The organism is Micromonospora andamanensis, from assembly GCF_016863495.1.
Lineage (GTDB): Bacteria > Actinomycetota > Actinomycetes > Mycobacteriales > Micromonosporaceae > Micromonospora > Micromonospora andamanensis.
On sequence record NZ_BOOZ01000007.1, the window covers coordinates 201,341 to 215,364 of the forward strand.

General features: G+C 70.7%; 15 protein-coding genes and 1 tRNA gene. 7 read left to right on the top strand and 9 right to left on the bottom strand.

The genetic code is table 11. The annotated features are described in order from the left end of the window. Positions 1 to 24: 24 nt before the first annotated feature. From Van01_RS09275 to Van01_RS09285, 3 genes are read right to left on the bottom strand one after another with little or no spacing between them, the layout of a single operon-like run. Complete coding sequence (locus Van01_RS09275) at positions 25 to 1,488, bottom strand: PP2C family protein-serine/threonine phosphatase (RefSeq protein WP_204003873.1); 1,464 nt, start codon at positions 1,486 to 1,488, stop codon at positions 25 to 27. Further along, the gene (locus Van01_RS09280; RefSeq protein WP_099848303.1) at positions 1,485 to 1,973 is read right to left on the bottom strand and encodes an FHA domain-containing protein FhaB/FipA; all 489 of its coding nucleotides are present in this window, start codon (positions 1,971 to 1,973) and stop codon (positions 1,485 to 1,487) included. Before Van01_RS09280 ends, Van01_RS09275 begins: the two co-directional genes overlap by 4 nt. 6 nt (positions 1,974 to 1,979) lie before the next feature. Then, positions 1,980 to 2,789 carry an FHA domain-containing protein gene (locus Van01_RS09285; RefSeq protein ID WP_204003876.1) on the bottom strand — a complete coding sequence of 270 codons (810 nt, stop codon included), beginning with the start codon at positions 2,787 to 2,789 and terminating at the stop codon, positions 1,980 to 1,982. Positions 2,790 to 3,019: 230 nt separating this feature from the next. On the opposite strand from Van01_RS09285, the gene Van01_RS09290 reads away from it, so the two are divergent. From Van01_RS09290 to Van01_RS09300, 3 genes are all read left to right on the top strand, one after another. Beyond that, positions 3,020 to 3,105: transfer RNA gene (locus tag Van01_RS09290), tRNA-Leu, on the top strand. A gap of 63 nt (positions 3,106 to 3,168) precedes the next feature. Then, positions 3,169 to 4,284 carry an NAD-dependent epimerase/dehydratase family protein gene (locus tag Van01_RS09295; protein ID WP_204003885.1) on the top strand — a complete coding sequence of 372 codons (1,116 nt, stop codon included), beginning with the start codon at positions 3,169 to 3,171 and terminating at the stop codon, positions 4,282 to 4,284. Beyond that, positions 4,281 to 5,078, top strand: coding sequence for a WecB/TagA/CpsF family glycosyltransferase (locus Van01_RS09300; protein WP_204003888.1), 798 nt, complete (start codon positions 4,281 to 4,283; stop codon positions 5,076 to 5,078). Before Van01_RS09295 ends, Van01_RS09300 begins: the two co-directional genes overlap by 4 nt. A 56-nt stretch (positions 5,079 to 5,134) precedes the next feature. On the opposite strand, the gene Van01_RS09305 is transcribed toward Van01_RS09300, so the two are convergent. Continuing rightward, complete coding sequence (locus tag Van01_RS09305; protein WP_204003898.1) at positions 5,135 to 7,009, bottom strand: S8 family peptidase; 1,875 nt, start codon at positions 7,007 to 7,009, stop codon at positions 5,135 to 5,137. Positions 7,010 to 7,230: 221 nt separating this feature from the next. Between Van01_RS09305 and Van01_RS09310 the strand changes: the two genes are divergently transcribed. Continuing rightward, positions 7,231 to 7,830 (top strand): hypothetical protein, encoded by a 600-nt coding sequence (locus Van01_RS09310; protein ID WP_204003901.1) that lies wholly within the window; start codon positions 7,231 to 7,233, stop codon positions 7,828 to 7,830. Here Van01_RS09310 and Van01_RS09315 read toward each other — a convergent pair. The 3 genes from Van01_RS09315 to Van01_RS09325 form a co-directional block, all read right to left on the bottom strand. Beyond that, on the bottom strand, positions 7,798 to 8,199 hold the full coding sequence (locus tag Van01_RS09315) for a hypothetical protein (RefSeq protein ID WP_204003904.1): 402 nt from the start codon (positions 8,197 to 8,199) through the stop codon (positions 7,798 to 7,800). The genes Van01_RS09310 and Van01_RS09315 overlap by 33 nt on opposite strands. A gap of 185 nt (positions 8,200 to 8,384) precedes the next feature. Next, entirely contained in the window at positions 8,385 to 8,606 is a 222-nt protein-coding gene (locus Van01_RS09320; protein ID WP_099848313.1) for a DUF397 domain-containing protein, read from the bottom strand. Next, positions 8,582 to 9,457, bottom strand: coding sequence for a helix-turn-helix domain-containing protein (locus tag Van01_RS09325; RefSeq protein WP_099848315.1), 876 nt, complete (start codon positions 9,455 to 9,457; stop codon positions 8,582 to 8,584). Before Van01_RS09325 ends, Van01_RS09320 begins: the two co-directional genes overlap by 25 nt. Before the next feature lie 452 nt (positions 9,458 to 9,909). Here Van01_RS09325 and Van01_RS09330 point away from each other — a divergent pair, with 452 nt between their 5' ends. Continuing rightward, positions 9,910 to 10,197, top strand: coding sequence for a hypothetical protein (locus Van01_RS09330; RefSeq protein WP_099848317.1), 288 nt, complete (start codon positions 9,910 to 9,912; stop codon positions 10,195 to 10,197). Positions 10,198 to 10,319: 122 nt separating this feature from the next. Then, positions 10,320 to 10,769: a hypothetical protein gene (locus Van01_RS09335; RefSeq protein ID WP_373306228.1), complete on the top strand. Its 450-nt coding sequence runs from the start codon at positions 10,320 to 10,322 to the stop codon at positions 10,767 to 10,769. An 8-nt stretch (positions 10,770 to 10,777) separates the two neighbouring features. On the opposite strand, the gene Van01_RS09340 is transcribed toward Van01_RS09335, so the two are convergent. Together Van01_RS09340 and Van01_RS09345 are read right to left on the bottom strand one after the other, a co-directional pair. Continuing rightward, positions 10,778 to 11,668, bottom strand: a complete 891-nt coding sequence (locus tag Van01_RS09340; RefSeq protein ID WP_204003921.1) for a PASTA domain-containing protein — start codon at positions 11,666 to 11,668, stop codon at positions 10,778 to 10,780. 99 nt (positions 11,669 to 11,767) lie between these two features. After that, entirely contained in the window at positions 11,768 to 12,457 is a 690-nt protein-coding gene (locus tag Van01_RS09345; protein ID WP_204003932.1) for a PASTA domain-containing protein, read from the bottom strand. A gap of 122 nt (positions 12,458 to 12,579) precedes the next feature. Here Van01_RS09345 and Van01_RS09350 point away from each other — a divergent pair, with 122 nt between their 5' ends. Continuing rightward, entirely contained in the window at positions 12,580 to 13,989 is a 1,410-nt protein-coding gene (locus Van01_RS09350) for a hypothetical protein (RefSeq protein WP_204003935.1), read from the top strand. Positions 13,990 to 14,024: the final 35 nt, after the last annotated feature.

The following is a 14,024-nucleotide window of genomic DNA, read 5'->3' on the forward strand; positions in this document are numbered from 1 at the left end:
TCGTCCTCGGGTCGGAGCGGGTGCCTACTCGGGCGACCGGCAGGACGCCGGATCGACAGTGGGCGTGAAGGTGTCGACGGGCGGCGCGTCGGGGGTGCTGTCCGGTGCTGCGGCGGAGCTGCCGGCGGGCGTACCGCTCGGCGTGGCCGTCGCTCCACCCCGCGGTGACGGAGAGCTGCTGCCCACCTGGCTCGGTGAACCGGACGGGAGGCTCGGCGTCGGGGACGGCGAACCCGCCACCGAGGGGGTCGGGCTCGGCGTCGGCGGACAGACAGGCTTGAGGTTCACGTTTGTCGGGCTGTCCATCGTCAGCTCCGCCAGCCGCCGTTCCGCGTCCGGCTCGCTCTTGGCCGGGATGCCCTGCTTGACCTGCTCCTGCGCGGCCAGGGTGAGGTCGTCCAGCTGCGCGTTGCTCTCCGAGTGCACGCTGGAGAGATCCATTCCGGCGATCTGACCCTGGATGCCACGGAACACCGCCACCTGGCCGTTCTCCGTAGCTCCGACGTAGTACTGGCGCTGGGTGTAGCTCCAGCCGGCGAACACACCGCCACCGGCGATCACCATCAGGGCTGTCGTCATCGCCAGCGCACGCAGCGGACGGCGACGTGCCTCGGGTTCCTCGTCGTTGTTCGCGGACTCGTCGGGGGTCGGGGGCCGGGGCGCGGAGAGCGCCGAGGCACGAGCCGCCGGGGTGGAGACGTCCGCCGAGGTGGCCATCCCCCGGTCCCGGGCCGCCGCACCGCCGACGATCGGCGCCGCCTCGACGATGTCCCGGTCGGTGGCGTCGGCGATGATCACAGTGATGTTGTCCGGACCGCCACCGCGCAGGGCTAGCTGGACGAGACGCTCGACGCACTGCTGCGGGTCGGCGTACTCCCGCATGGTCTCGCCGATGGTCTCCGCGCTGACCACACCGGAGAGCCCGTCGGAACAGATCAGGTACCTGTCACCTGGAAGCACCTGTCGGACCGAGTACTCCGGGTCGATGTCGCGGCCGTCCAGGGCCCGGGTGAGCAACGAGCGCTGCGGGTGGCTGCTCGCCTCCTCCGGGCTGATCCGGCCCTCGTCGACGAGCATCTGGACGTACGTGTCGTCCTTGGTGATCTGCGCGAACTCACCGTCGCGCAGGAGATAGGCCCGCGAGTCGCCGATGTGGACCATGCCCAGCTTGCTGCCGGAGAAGAGGGTCGCGGTAAGCGTGGTGCCCATCCCCTCCAACTGAGGGTTGGCCTCCACGGTCTCGCGGAGTTGCTGGTTGGCGGTGCCCACGGCGGAGCGGAGCGCGTCGACAAGGGCGTCACCCGGGACGTCCTCGTCCAGTGGCGCCATGGCACCGATGACGATGTTGCTGGCGACGTCACCGGCGGCCATGCCGCCCATGCCGTCGGCAACGGCGAGTAGCCGCGGCCCGGCGTAGACGGAGTCCTGATTACCGTCTCGGATCAGACCGCGGTCGCTGTGGGCCGCATAGCGCAGGGTCAGAGTCATGGCCGTAATTCGAGAGAGGTGCGGCCGATCCGGATCGGCACGCCGAGGGGGACGGGGGTCGGTCCGGTGACCTTAGCGCGATCCAGGTACGTCCCGTTAGTCGAACCGAGGTCCTCGACGAACCACTGCCCGTCACGCGGCACCAGCCGGGCGTGTCGCGCGGACGCGTAATCGTCGGTGATGACGAGGGTGGAGTCCTCGGCACGACCGATCGTTATCTGCGCCTCACCCAACGTGATCCGGGTACCGGCCAACTGACCCGCGGTCACCACCAACTGGTGCGCCGCCCGGCCCCGCTTCACCTTCGCCGGCTTCGCCGTCGCCTGACCTGTCGACGCGCCCACCGTCCGGGGCGCGGCCACCAGTCGACCCGAACGGGCCCCCGCGAAGAGGTCCCGACGGATGACACCGACCACCGTGAACACGAAGATCCACAGCAGGATGAGGAATCCGAACCGGGCAACGGTGATGACGAGTTCCGGCAAGGCGGATCAGCCGTCCACGCGGAAGGTCAGGGTGGTCGTACCGAGCTGGATCATGTCACCGGGGTTCAACGCCACGGCCGAGACCCGCTGGCCGTTGACCATGGTGCCGTTTGTCGAGCCGAGATCGGTGAGCACGACCTGCCCACCGTCGAAGTCCAGCCGGGCGTGTCGCCGGGAGATGCCGACGTCCGGCAGGCGCAGGTTGGCCTGGTCGCCACGACCGATCACGGTCGAGCCCATCTGCAACGGGTAGGTGCGACCGTCGCCGGAGACCAGCCGGATGTTGCGGCCACCGCCGTGCCCCGGCGGCGGGCCGTAGCCACCACCCTGGTCATACGACGGATAGCCGGGCGGGCCGGCGTCGTATCCGGACGGACCGGCGTCGTAGCCGGGCGCCGAAACCGGGGCGACCTCGCCACCGGTGTAGACCTCCGCGGTGACCCGGAACATACCGGTGTCCAGTCCTTCACCGCGCTCGATCTCGACGATCACGTCTCCGTAGACCGTCCAGGCCTGCTCGCCGATGAACTCCGCCTGCGACTGGGCCAGTTCCTGGGCCAGCGCGGCGGCGTACGGCGCCAGCCGACTGTGGTCGTACGGGGAGAGATCGATCACGTAGCGGTTGGGCACCAACGTGCGCCCACCAGCCAGGATGGCCTTGTGTGCCTCGGCCTCCCGCTGCATGGCGTTGAGGATCTCCACGGGGTGGACCACCCCTTTGAAGACCTTGGCGAAGGCCCCTTCGACCAGGCCTTCCAGACGCTTCTCGAAGCGTTGCAGCACGCTCACCGGCTCCTCCTCGGGTCCCGAGGACATGATGGTATCCGTCCAGAGCGCACGCAGCTCACACGCCGCTCGGCCAGCAGGCCACGGCCCGTTCGGACGGCCTCTGATTGTCGTGCTACTCTTTCGTCCGCCACGAACGGTAACCGCTGCGAGCAGCGAAAGCCATTCGCGGCAGCAGACCAAGGTCACGTAGCATGGTCGAGGCTCGCCGGTCACCGGCAGCGCCCGGTCCAGGCCACGTATTTCCGAGGTCGGGCCACGGGGAAGTGGCGGAATGGCAGACGCGCACGGTTCAGGTCCGTGTGTCCGAAAGGACGTGGGGGTTCAACTCCCCCCTTCCCCACCACAGACGAGGGCTCCGCAGATGCGGGGCCCTCGCTCCGTATCGGGGCGTGCCGGACGTCACGCTATGCTCCGATGGTTTCTGCCTCCGACGCACCAGGAGTGGCGTGTGAGTGTCGCATTCGTGACCGGGTCGGGCGGGCTGATCGGCTCCGAGGCGGTCCGGCACTTCGCCGGCCTCGGTCTCGACGTCGTCGGCATCGACAACGACATGCGGCAGGAGTTCTTCGGCGAGGAGGCGTCCACCGCCTGGAACGTCCGCCGGCTGACCGACGAGCTGGGTGCGGCGTACTCCCACCACAGCATCGACATCCGGGACCGGGCGGCGCTCGGCGCGCTGTTCGGCAGGTACGGCCGGGACGTGGCTGTGGTGATCCACACTGCCGCGCAGCCCTCGCACGACTGGGCGGTACGCGATCCGTTCACCGACTTCGACGTGAACGCCGCCGGCACGCTCAACGTGTTGCAGAACGTCCGGGAACACTGCATCGACGCCCCGGTCATCCACTGCTCCACCAACAAGGTGTACGGCGACCGGCCGAACAGCCTGCCCCTGGTGGAGCTGGAGACCCGCTGGGAGATCGAGCCGGGTCACCCGTACGAGCAGGGCATCCGCGAGGACATGTCGATCGACGCCTGCCTGCACTCGATCTTCGGGGCCTCGAAGGTCGCGGCGGACGTCATGGTGCAGGAGTACGGCCGCTACTTCGGCATGAAGACGGCGTGCTTCCGGGGCGGGACGCTGACCGGGCCGGCGCACTCGGCGACCGAGTTGCACGGCTTCCTCGGCTACGTGATGCGGGCGAACATGGAGCGCCGCACCTACAAGATCTTCGGCTACCAGGGCAAGCAGGTCCGCGACGCCATCCACAGCTCGGATGTGGTCTCCGCGTTCGAGGCGTTCTTCCGCAGTCCCCGCTCGGCCGCCGTCTACAACCTCGGTGGCGGCCGGCACTCGAACACCTCCAACCGGGAGGCGTTCATGCTGGCCGAGCGGATCACCGGCCAGGAGATGATCACCGAATACGTCGAGGCCAACCGGATCGGCGACCACAAGTGGTGGATCGGTTCCAACGAGGCGTTCCAGGCCGACTACCCGGACTGGAAGCAGGTGTACGACGTACCCATGATCATGCGAGAGATCTACGAGGCCAACGTGGACAAGTGGGTGCCGGGAGCATGACCAAGAAGAACGTGCTCGGTGTCCTGGTCGACGCGACCAACTACGCCGAGGCCACCGAGCAGGTGGTGGCCGCCGCGCAGGAACGCCGGCCGCTGGCGCTGACCGCGCTGGCCGTGCACGGCGTGATGACCGGGGTGCTGGATCCGGCGCACAACGCCCGGCTCAACTCCTTCGACGTGGTGACCCCGGACGGGCAGCCGGTGCGCTGGGCGCTGAACCTGCTGCACGGTGCCGGGCTCACCGATCGCGTCTACGGACCGACCCTGACCCTGCACGTGCTCTCCCGCTTCGCCGACGAGGGACTGCCGGTCTACCTGTACGGCTCGACCGAGGAGACGCTCGCCCGGTTGATTCCGGCGCTGGAGCGGATGTTCCCGGCGCTCAAGATCGCCGGAGTGGAGGCGTCCAAGTTCCGCGGCGTGCAGCCGGGTGAGGACGTCGACATCGCCGAGCGGATCAGGGCCAGCGGCGCCCGGCTGGTCCTGGTCGGGCTCGGCTGCCCCCGGCAGGAGATCTTCACGTACGCGATGCGTCCGCTGCTGGACATGCCGATGATGGCGGTCGGCGCGGCGTTCGACTATCACGCGGGGCTGCTGCGTCAGCCGCCGCCGTGGATGCAGCGCGCCGGGCTGGAGTGGTTCTGGCGCCTCGGCCTGGAGCCCAAGCGGCTGTGGCGGCGCTACGTGATCCTGAATCCCGCGTACCTGGGTCGGATGTTCGCCCAGAAGACCGGGCTGTGGAAGGCCCGGCCGCCCGCGCCGGCCACCGAACGCCCGACCGAGTTCGCGGTCTGACCCGACCCGACGAACGGGCCCCGGCACAGTGCCGGGGCCCGTCCGCTGTCCGGGCGTCAGAGCGTCAACGTCCAGGTGTTGATGTAGCCGGTGTCACCGCCGTAGACGTCGCGGACCTGGAGGCGCCAGGTGCCGTTCGCCGCCTCGCTTGACAGGTTCACCGTGTACGTGGTGTTCACGTTGTCCGTGCCGTCGAAGATGCTGCTGTTCTTCAGTCGGTAGGACGAGCCGTCCGGGGCGAGCAGGTCGATGACCAGGTCGCCACGGTAGGTGTGCACGATGTTCACCGCCACCGTCGAGCTCGACGAGGCGTTCCGGTTGCAGCCGGAGATCGTGATCGAGCTGGTCACCGCCGAGCCCGAGTCCGGGATCGGCACGTCGGTGCCGTTGGTCCCGGAGCAGCCGCCGCCGCTGCCGCCGGTCACCGTCAGCGAGTACGTCGCGCTTCTGGTGCCGGAGGCCGCGGTGCCGGTGACGGTCACGCTGTACGTGCCGGCCGGCGTGCTGGCCGAGGTGCTGATGGTCAGCGTGGCCGATCCACCGGAGGTGACGGTGGCCGGGCTGAACGAGGCGGTCGCCCCGGACGGCAGGCCGCTGGCGGAGAGGCCCACCGACTGGGCGGAGCCGTTCGTGGTCGCGGTGGACACGGTGGTGCTCGCCGAGCTACCCGCCGCGACCGAGCCGGAGGTCGGCGACACCGAGACCGAGAAGTCGTTCGTCGGCGGCGGGGTGCTGCCGTTGACCACGTAGAGCAACTGGTTCGGGGTTCCCGTGCCGACGTTCGAGATCACGTTCGGGGTGGAGTTGTTGACCAGGTAGTCCCGGACCTGCTGGGGCGTCCAGGACGGGTTGGCCGAGAGCACCAGCGCCGCCACCCCGGCGACGTGCGGCGAGGCCATCGAGGTGCCGCTGATGGTGTTCGTCGCGGTGTCGCTCGTGTGCCAGCCGGAGGTGATGCTCACCCCCGGGGCGAGGATGTCCACACAGGTGCCGAAGTTGGAGAAGCTCGCGGCGGCGTCGTTGCTCTGGGTGGCACCGACGGTGATCGCTGCCGCGGCCCGGGCCGGCGAGTAGTTGCAGGCGTTCTGCCGCTGGCCGAGGGCGTTGCCGTTACCGGCGGCCACCGCGTACGTGATGCCGGAGTTGATGGAGTTGATGACCGCGTTGTCGACTGAGGTGTTGGCGCCACCGCCGAGACTCATGTTGGCCACGGCCGGCTTCACCGCGTTGGCGGTGACCCAGTCGATACCGGCGATCACGCCGGCGTTGGTGCCGCTGCCGGAGCAGTTGAGCACCTTCACCGCCACCAGGCGGGTCGCCTTGGCCACGCCGTACGCCGAGCCGCCGACGGTGCCCGCCACGTGCGTGCCGTGACCGTTGCAGTCGGTGTTGTTGGAGTCGACGGTGTTCGTGCCCCAGGTGGCCCGCCCACCGAAGTCCGAGTGGGTGGTCCGGATGCCGGTGTCGATGACGTACGAGGTCACGTTCGTGGCCGTGTTGGGGTACGTGTACGAGTTGTTGAGCGGCAGGTTCCGCTGGTCGATCCGGTCCAGGCCCCAGGACGGGGGGTTCGTCTGGGTGCCGGCGATGGAGACGACGTGGTTCTGTTCGACGTACGCGACAGCGGGGTCCGCCGCGATCCGCGCCGCGGCCCGCGCGCTGACCCGCAGCTCGGCGCCGCGGACGGCCGCGCTGTAGGTCCGGGCCGTCGCACCCCCGTGCCGGCGCAGCAGCCGGTCCACGGAGGAGCCGACCGTCGTACGGCTCACCTCGCTGTCCTTGAACACGACGATGTAGCTGCCTTCGACGGCTGTCGCGCCGCCGGCGCTTCGGACGGTGCCCACCGGCTCGGCCGCCATGGCCGGGGTGGCCGCCGCCACCATGGCCAGCGCGGCCAGCCCGACGAACACGGATCTCTGTGGAAGAGCCATCTTCCTACCTCCCTCCGACCGGCATCGACCGTCGACCTGCTCGTGGCAGATTGATCGATGAATGCCGATCAAGGTGAGGGTAGTTGGCTGCGTGCGGACAGTTAAACATGTCGGATCCCTCATAACACTGGCGAGATGGTTCCCCTACGGGGGACGGGTGCGGGACGAACAGGGGGTGGGCCCGGATTCGGCGAGCCGGAAATCGGGCAAGGCTGATGGACATGCAGAGCCATCTCGCCCTCCTGCTTCCGGTCATCGCCGTCTGGTGGACCGCCGGCTATCTCGCGGACGGGCTGCCCCGCCTGAACCACGCTCGCGAGCTGCGCCGGCACACCGGCTGGCTGCTCGCGCTGACGCTGACCGGGCTCGGTCTGACGGTGGCCCTGCCGGTCGCCGGGCTGGCCACCGTCGGGCCGACCCTGGCGGATCGCGCCGCCGACGGGCTGGCGCTCGCTGCCCTCCCCGCCCTGCTGGTGGCCGCCTGCACGGTGCGCCGGTTGCGCCGGCTGTGGGCCGGAGCCGGCGCGTTGGCCGCCGCCCCCGGAACGCCGGCCCCGCACGGACTGCGGGCCGCCGCCGCGCACCCGCTGCTCGGACTGCCGTTGCAGGTGACCGGGTTGGCGCTGCTGCCGGCCGTGGTCGCGGCGAGCGGTGCCGGCCAGTTCCTCGGGCCCGCGGCGACCGGGCCGGCCATCACCGTCGCGGCACTGGCCGTCGCGGTGATCGGGGTACGCCACGCGTTGCGCCACAACCGGCTCGCCGAACGCGCAATGCCGGAACGGTTGTCGTCACCGCGCCCGGCCGGCGCCCTGCACGTATAGCAGTTCCAGGATCGCCCTGGTCGCCTCGAACCAGCGGTCGAGCCAGCCGGGTGGTGGCACGCTGCCCCTGGGTGGCAGCTCCATCAGCAGGCCGCGCAGCAGCGGATGGTCCACGAGGGAGCCCTCGTCCACGGCCGACCAGCCGGTGGCCGGGAAGGACGGCTCGGTGAGCGGATTCGGGTCGAGTGACGGCAAGGTGAGCGGCGACGGCGAGTCCGTCGCCGGCTGGGTCTCCCGGCCGGCGTGCTCGGTCTCCGCCGACACCACCTCGGTCAGCACGGTGTCCCGCCGGGCTCCGCGGTACTTGCCGCCGAACCGTTCCGGCTTTCCCGGTCCGTTCGTGAGGTTTTCCGACCCGATACTCGTCATCCGTCTCGCCTGCCTCACTCGGTTACCCGCCCTGCCGGGGGGATGTCGACCAGCGCGTACCGAGAGGTACAACGAGACGGGCACGATGTGGCGACGGCAACCGGCGGATTGCGAGCGGGTGACGACAGCAGGATCCCCGTCCGGCCAGTGGCCGGACGGGGATCCGTCGTCACCGTCCCCGGGTGTCAGGCCCGGGGGAACGCGCCGTCCCTGGTGCTGGCGACGAAAGCGTGCCAGTCACCCGGTGCGAAGACCAGGGCCGGTCCGGCCTTGTCCTTCGAGTCTCGGACGCCGACCGCCCCGGTCACGTACGCCACCTCCACACAGTTGTCACAGTTCGGTCCGCTCTTCGAACTCTTGAACCATGTCGCCTGCGTCAGGTTCACGGAGAATCCTTGCGTCGCCACTTCCACAACGGCTCCTCTGCCAGTCTCGCGATGTACTCGACGGACTCCTCCGGACGCTTGGCCGCTGCTCGAATGTGATCGAAGATGAAGCTGTACTTCTGTAGTTCGTCGCTCTTCTCCAGGAAGAGCCCACCCGTGGCGTTCTCCGCGTACACGACATCCGGATCACCGGCTTCGGGGAAGCTGAGGATCGTGAAGGTGCCATCCATGCCGGCGTGCGCTCCCACCTCGAACGGCAGGACCTGAAGCGTCACGTTCGGCAGTTGTGCCACCTCCACCAACCGTAGGAGCTGGTCACGCATGACCGCGTCCCCGCCCACCGGACGGCTCAACACCGCCTCATCGAGCACCACCCACAGATCGACCGGATCATCCTGGGTCAACAACGACTGACGGCCGAGTCGGACACGCACTCTTTGCTGTACCTGTTCCGGGCTGAAATCGGGGCGGGCCGCACGGATCATCGCGCTGGCGTAGTCCTCGGTCTCCAGCAGTCCCGGCACCACCTGCTGCTCGTACGCCCGAATCGAGCTGGCCGCCGCCTCCAGGCCCACGTACGCACCGACCAGGACCGTGCTGTAGGGATGCCACCAGCCCTTCTGCCGCGCCTCGCGGGCGATCTGGACCAGCTCGTCGCTCTCGGCGCCGACCACCCCGTAGATGCGGAGCATGTCCCGCACGTCCCGGGGAGTCGCAGTGGTGTGCCCCGTCTCGATACGCGAGATCTTGGAGGCCGAGCACTCCAACTGCTCCGCCACGGCCTCGATGGTGATGCCGGCTGCCTCGCGCTGGCGGCGCAGTTCCGCGCCGAGCCGGCGCCGCCGGATGGTCGGGCTGCGCCGCTCGCTCACCGTGTCACCTCTCCGCTTCGACGCGCCACTCTCACCGCCCGCCCACGGCGCGATCGTTCCGGCGAACGTACGCGGCGTGGGTGGTGCCGGTCCTCGGCCGGCCGCGGCGGCGAAGCCGGCTCTCAGTGTGCCGCCCGGGTGGCGGCGCGTTCAAGCGCCGTTTCGCGCGAGCCGCTCACGTATCGGCAAAAGTCGACGTGCAACTTGCATGACGCACGCTCCTGATGCACTCTGTCCGTATGACCCGGGTTACTGACCGTCTCCGATCCGTCTCCACGAGTGATCAAGCTCGTGGAGCAGTGGATCGCCGGGTAGGAGCTCCGCCACCAGCAGCTCCGTATTGACGGACCACGACACCGGCCCCGGCCCCCGAGACACGACCTCGTCGCCGGAGCCGACAAACCCCACCCTTAGCCGGCCTTCCCCGCCGGCCGACCCTTCCAGGAGCCCATGTGCTTCCCCGCTCCGGTGACGTACTGCACGTGACACGCGCGGCGAGTGTCCAGTTCCTCAGGCCCATTCTGTTCCGGGTGATCCGGGTGCTCGACCGGCCCACCTACGACGGCTGGCTCTGGCTCGAAGGCTACGAGTTGAACGCGGCGGGGGACGCGGTCAACCGTCGGTCGATCTTCGTCCAACGGGCCGGTCTACAGCAGGTCGAGGCCGCACCGCAGCCACGCCCACACACCGTACGTTCAGCCCGCCGGCCGACCGTACGAACTCCGGTTCGGGTGCGCTGAGCACTCCGAACGGCCACCTGCGTTCGAGTTGAAAAGGATTCGGGGGGCATGCCGGCGACATAGAATCGGTATGCCCACCCCGGCATGTCTCCACCCCGCGCCTCCCGGACCCCGAACCTGGGATGGCCATGGTCAATATGTCCGCGCGGGAGCCACAGCGGTCCCGCATCGCCTACGCCTTCGGACTCCTGGCGCTTCTCGGCGCCGTCACCACCGTGGTGGTGCTGGGCCGCGATCCCGCCCTGTCGTCCACCCGGCTGGCCGAGCCGGTGCCGGCTCCGGAGATCACAGTGGTGGAGAGTGAACCGGTCGAGCCGGACGCCCAGTCGGGCGGCATGTGGGACGCCTTCGGGACGGAGGGCCTGTTCGACGAACCGACGGCCGGTCCGGTGGAGTCCCCCGGCGACGCCGGGCAGTCCACGTACCCGACCGACCAGGACGTGCCCGCCCGGGCCGCGGGTGATCACGGCCGGGAGGAACTCAGCCGCTCCCTGTTCTGGTCGGGCGTGTTCGGGCTGGCGATCTCCCTCGCTGGTCTCGGACTGGTCGGTACGAGACGCCGCATGTGGTGACCCGGCGATCAGTCGGTGGGGCTCGCCGTGACGGTTGGCTCGGTGGTCGGCTCACCAGTCGTCGGTGACGGACTCGGACTGGCCTCGGCGACCACCAACCGCACCTCGTCGCCCGCCGCCACCAGTTCGCCGGCCTCCGGGTCGGTCTCGATGACGGTCCCCGGCGGCTGATCCGACGGGCGGTACTCCACCTGATAGCCGAGGTCGAGGCCGTCCAGTGCCGCCCGCGCGGCGGCCTCCGGCAGACCGACGAGCGGCGGTACCGGCACCTGGGCCGGGGCGGCACTCGTCGTCGGTGGTGGTGACGGGGACGTGGTGGTCGGCGACGGTGACGCCGTGGTGCGTGGGGCCCCGGTGGTGGGCGAGGGCGACACCGGTGCCGGCCCGTCGCCGTCGAGCCCCTGGCTGGCCAGCCAGAACCCGCCCCCGATCAGGGCGAGCAGAAGCAGCAGCAGGATGCCCCAGAGGATCGGTAGCCACCACGGTCGACCGGGCCGCTCGTCGGCGTACCAGTCGCCGCCGGCCAGCTCGCGGTCCACACCCGGCCGCACCGAGGGCACCTCCGCCCGCCCGGACCAGGCCGCCGCCCCGGCACGCTGCGGCGGCGGCAGCGGCGCTGTGGCATCGGCCGGCACCGCCGGCCCACCGGCCGCCCGATCCATCGGCGCCGTCTCATCGGGAGCGCGTCCGATCGGCGCCGTCTCATCGGGCGTACGCCCCAGCGGCGCCGTCTCGTCGGGAGCGCGCCCCAGCGGCGCGGTCTCGTCAGGTGCCCGTGCCGGGCCGTCGGGTGCACGCCCGAGCGGCGCGGTCTCGTCCGGGGTACCGCCGGACGGCGGGATCGCTCGGGTCCGGTCGTCCGGTTGCCCGTCGCTCGGCTCCTGGCGGTCGTCGCTCATGGCACGTCCTTTCCGCCGACCGGGCGGGCAACAGGCCCTTCGACGGTCAACCTAGCGGTTCTGCCGCCCACCGGCCGGTATCAGCGTGTCGGGTGCGCGTCACGGCGCTGGAGCGCTCGCGTCCGCGCTCGGTGGCGTGCCGCACCAGAGCTGGACCACGTCGTTCCACCTGCCGACCGTCCCGCCCACCGGTCGTTGCGAGCTGACCGTGCCGGACCGCCCGTTGGGGTATCGGGGCGAGAAACCGTCGTCGACGAGTTCCGCCCCCGCCTCGTTGCACGTCTCACCGGTCAGGTCCGGCACCTCGTTCGGCGGTGCGGCCCCCGCCACGCTGACCTTGACAGTGACGCCGCGCCGCACCGGCGTACCCGGGGCCGGATCGGTGCTGCTCACGCTGGAACTGTCACCGCTGCCGAAGACGAGTTGCCAGCCCAGGCCCAGGTCCCGCAGTTCCTCCCTGGCCTCCTCGAAGTCCATGCCGACCAGGTCGGGGACGGTGAGCCCGGTCGGCCGGGACGGGCTGGGGCTGGTGCTCGGGGTGGCCGGGGCGGTGGTCGTCGGCCGCTCCCGTGGCGGCGACGTCCGGACGGCGGGGGTCGGGGTGGGGGTGCCGGTCGCGCCGGATGCCACCGGGTCCGGTCCCACCTGGTCGCCGGCGAGCACCCAGCCACCGGCGGCACCGATGATCGCGAGCAGTACGGCGGCGGCACCGCCGCTGATGATCAGCCTCTTCCGATCGGGGGCGGTGTCACCGCGCCCCGACCGTCCGTCCGTGGTTCCGTCAGTCATCCCGCTCACCGCCTCATCACCCGCGACCGTAAGCGACCCGGGCCAAGCACTGTCCGTAACCTTTGCCTGCTGCTGCCGCGCACGACTCGCCGCACCGACCACAGGACGTTACGCTGCCCGGCATGGCCAGACAGGGCTGGGGAGGATCGATCGCCACCGCGGCCGGCGTGGCAGCCGGTGCCGGGGCCGCCCAACTGGGTTTCGGGTACGGCCTGGGCATTCTCAACTGGGCACCGACCGAGGCGAACGCCGGCACGGCAGCCTGGGTGGCCAGCCTGATCTGGGCCACCTGGATCGCGGCCACGTCGACCATCTTCGGTGCGGTCTGTGCGCAGCGGCTGCACGACCGACGCCGAGCCGCGCCGCCGTCCGACGCCGCAGCGGAGGTGAGCGGGGCAGCGCCGTCCGAGGCCCCGGTTCCCGCCGCCGGTGAGCCGCAGCCGGCCCCGGTTCCCGCCGGCGGTGAGCCGCGGCCGGCGCTGGTCAAGCAGGCCGGTGGCGGGCTCTGGGGTGTCGCGCTGGCCGTGGCGGCCGGCCTGGGTGCGCTGATCACGGTATTGCTTGTCGCCGTGCCGGCACGGGTCGCGGTGGTGCCGGACACGCCGTCCCCCCGGGACATGGCCGCCGGGTACGCGGTTGTCGGCGTGCTGATCGGGACGCTCGTGGCGGTCTGGGCGCTGCGGTGCCGCGCCGCCGCCACGAACGTCATCGCCACCGCCGGCTGGCTGTGGCTGCTCGCGGTCATCGCTGTTGTCGACTCGGTGCTCGCCGGGCGCGGGTTGACCACCGCGCAACTCGGTATCTGGCAACTCAGCTCTGGCAGCGACCAGTTCTGGGTCCGGGACTACTTCTACTGGCCAGGTGCGGTCCTGTCGCTCGGTTCGGCGCTGGTGATCGGCGCGCTGGCCGCGCGCAGCGGCGTACGCGCGACCGACCGGCGGGTCGGTGCCACCGCCTCAGGCGCCGCCGGACCGCTGCTGGTGGCCATCGCCTACTTCCTCGCCGTGCCGAGGCTCACCGCGATCAGCCCGGAACAGGTCTCCGCCCACCTCATCGCCCCGTACGCGGTGATCGTCGGCATCGGCGGCTCGGTTCTGGTGGCGGCACTCGCCCAACGATCGGCCCGGCTCGCGGGAAGCCGGTCGAGCAGTCCCGGCACTACCCCTGTGGTGCCCCGGCAACGGCTCGGCGACGAGGACCGACTCCCGCGCGGGTCCGAGCCGGACACCGAGCGGCCCGCGCCCGGTGCCGAGCGGTCCACGCCGACTGCCGAGCGGCTCGACGAGACGAAAACCGGCGAAGTGACGGAGGCCCGGAAGGAAGCCGCCCCGGAACCCGCCGCACCGAAGCCGGCAGCAGTCAAGCCCGCAGCGCCCAAACCCGCAGCACCGAAGCCCTCAGCACCTGAGCCGAGGGGATCGGCGGAGGCAGCCGGGAAGACCGGTACCTCGGTCTCCGAGGTACCGGCCGGCAGCGAGGAGACGCCCGAGAGCGGGGGCCGCCGCGTCCGGCCACCGCGACGGGGCCGCTAGTACGCCTGGATCTCGGTGGGGGACGGCCCTCCGAA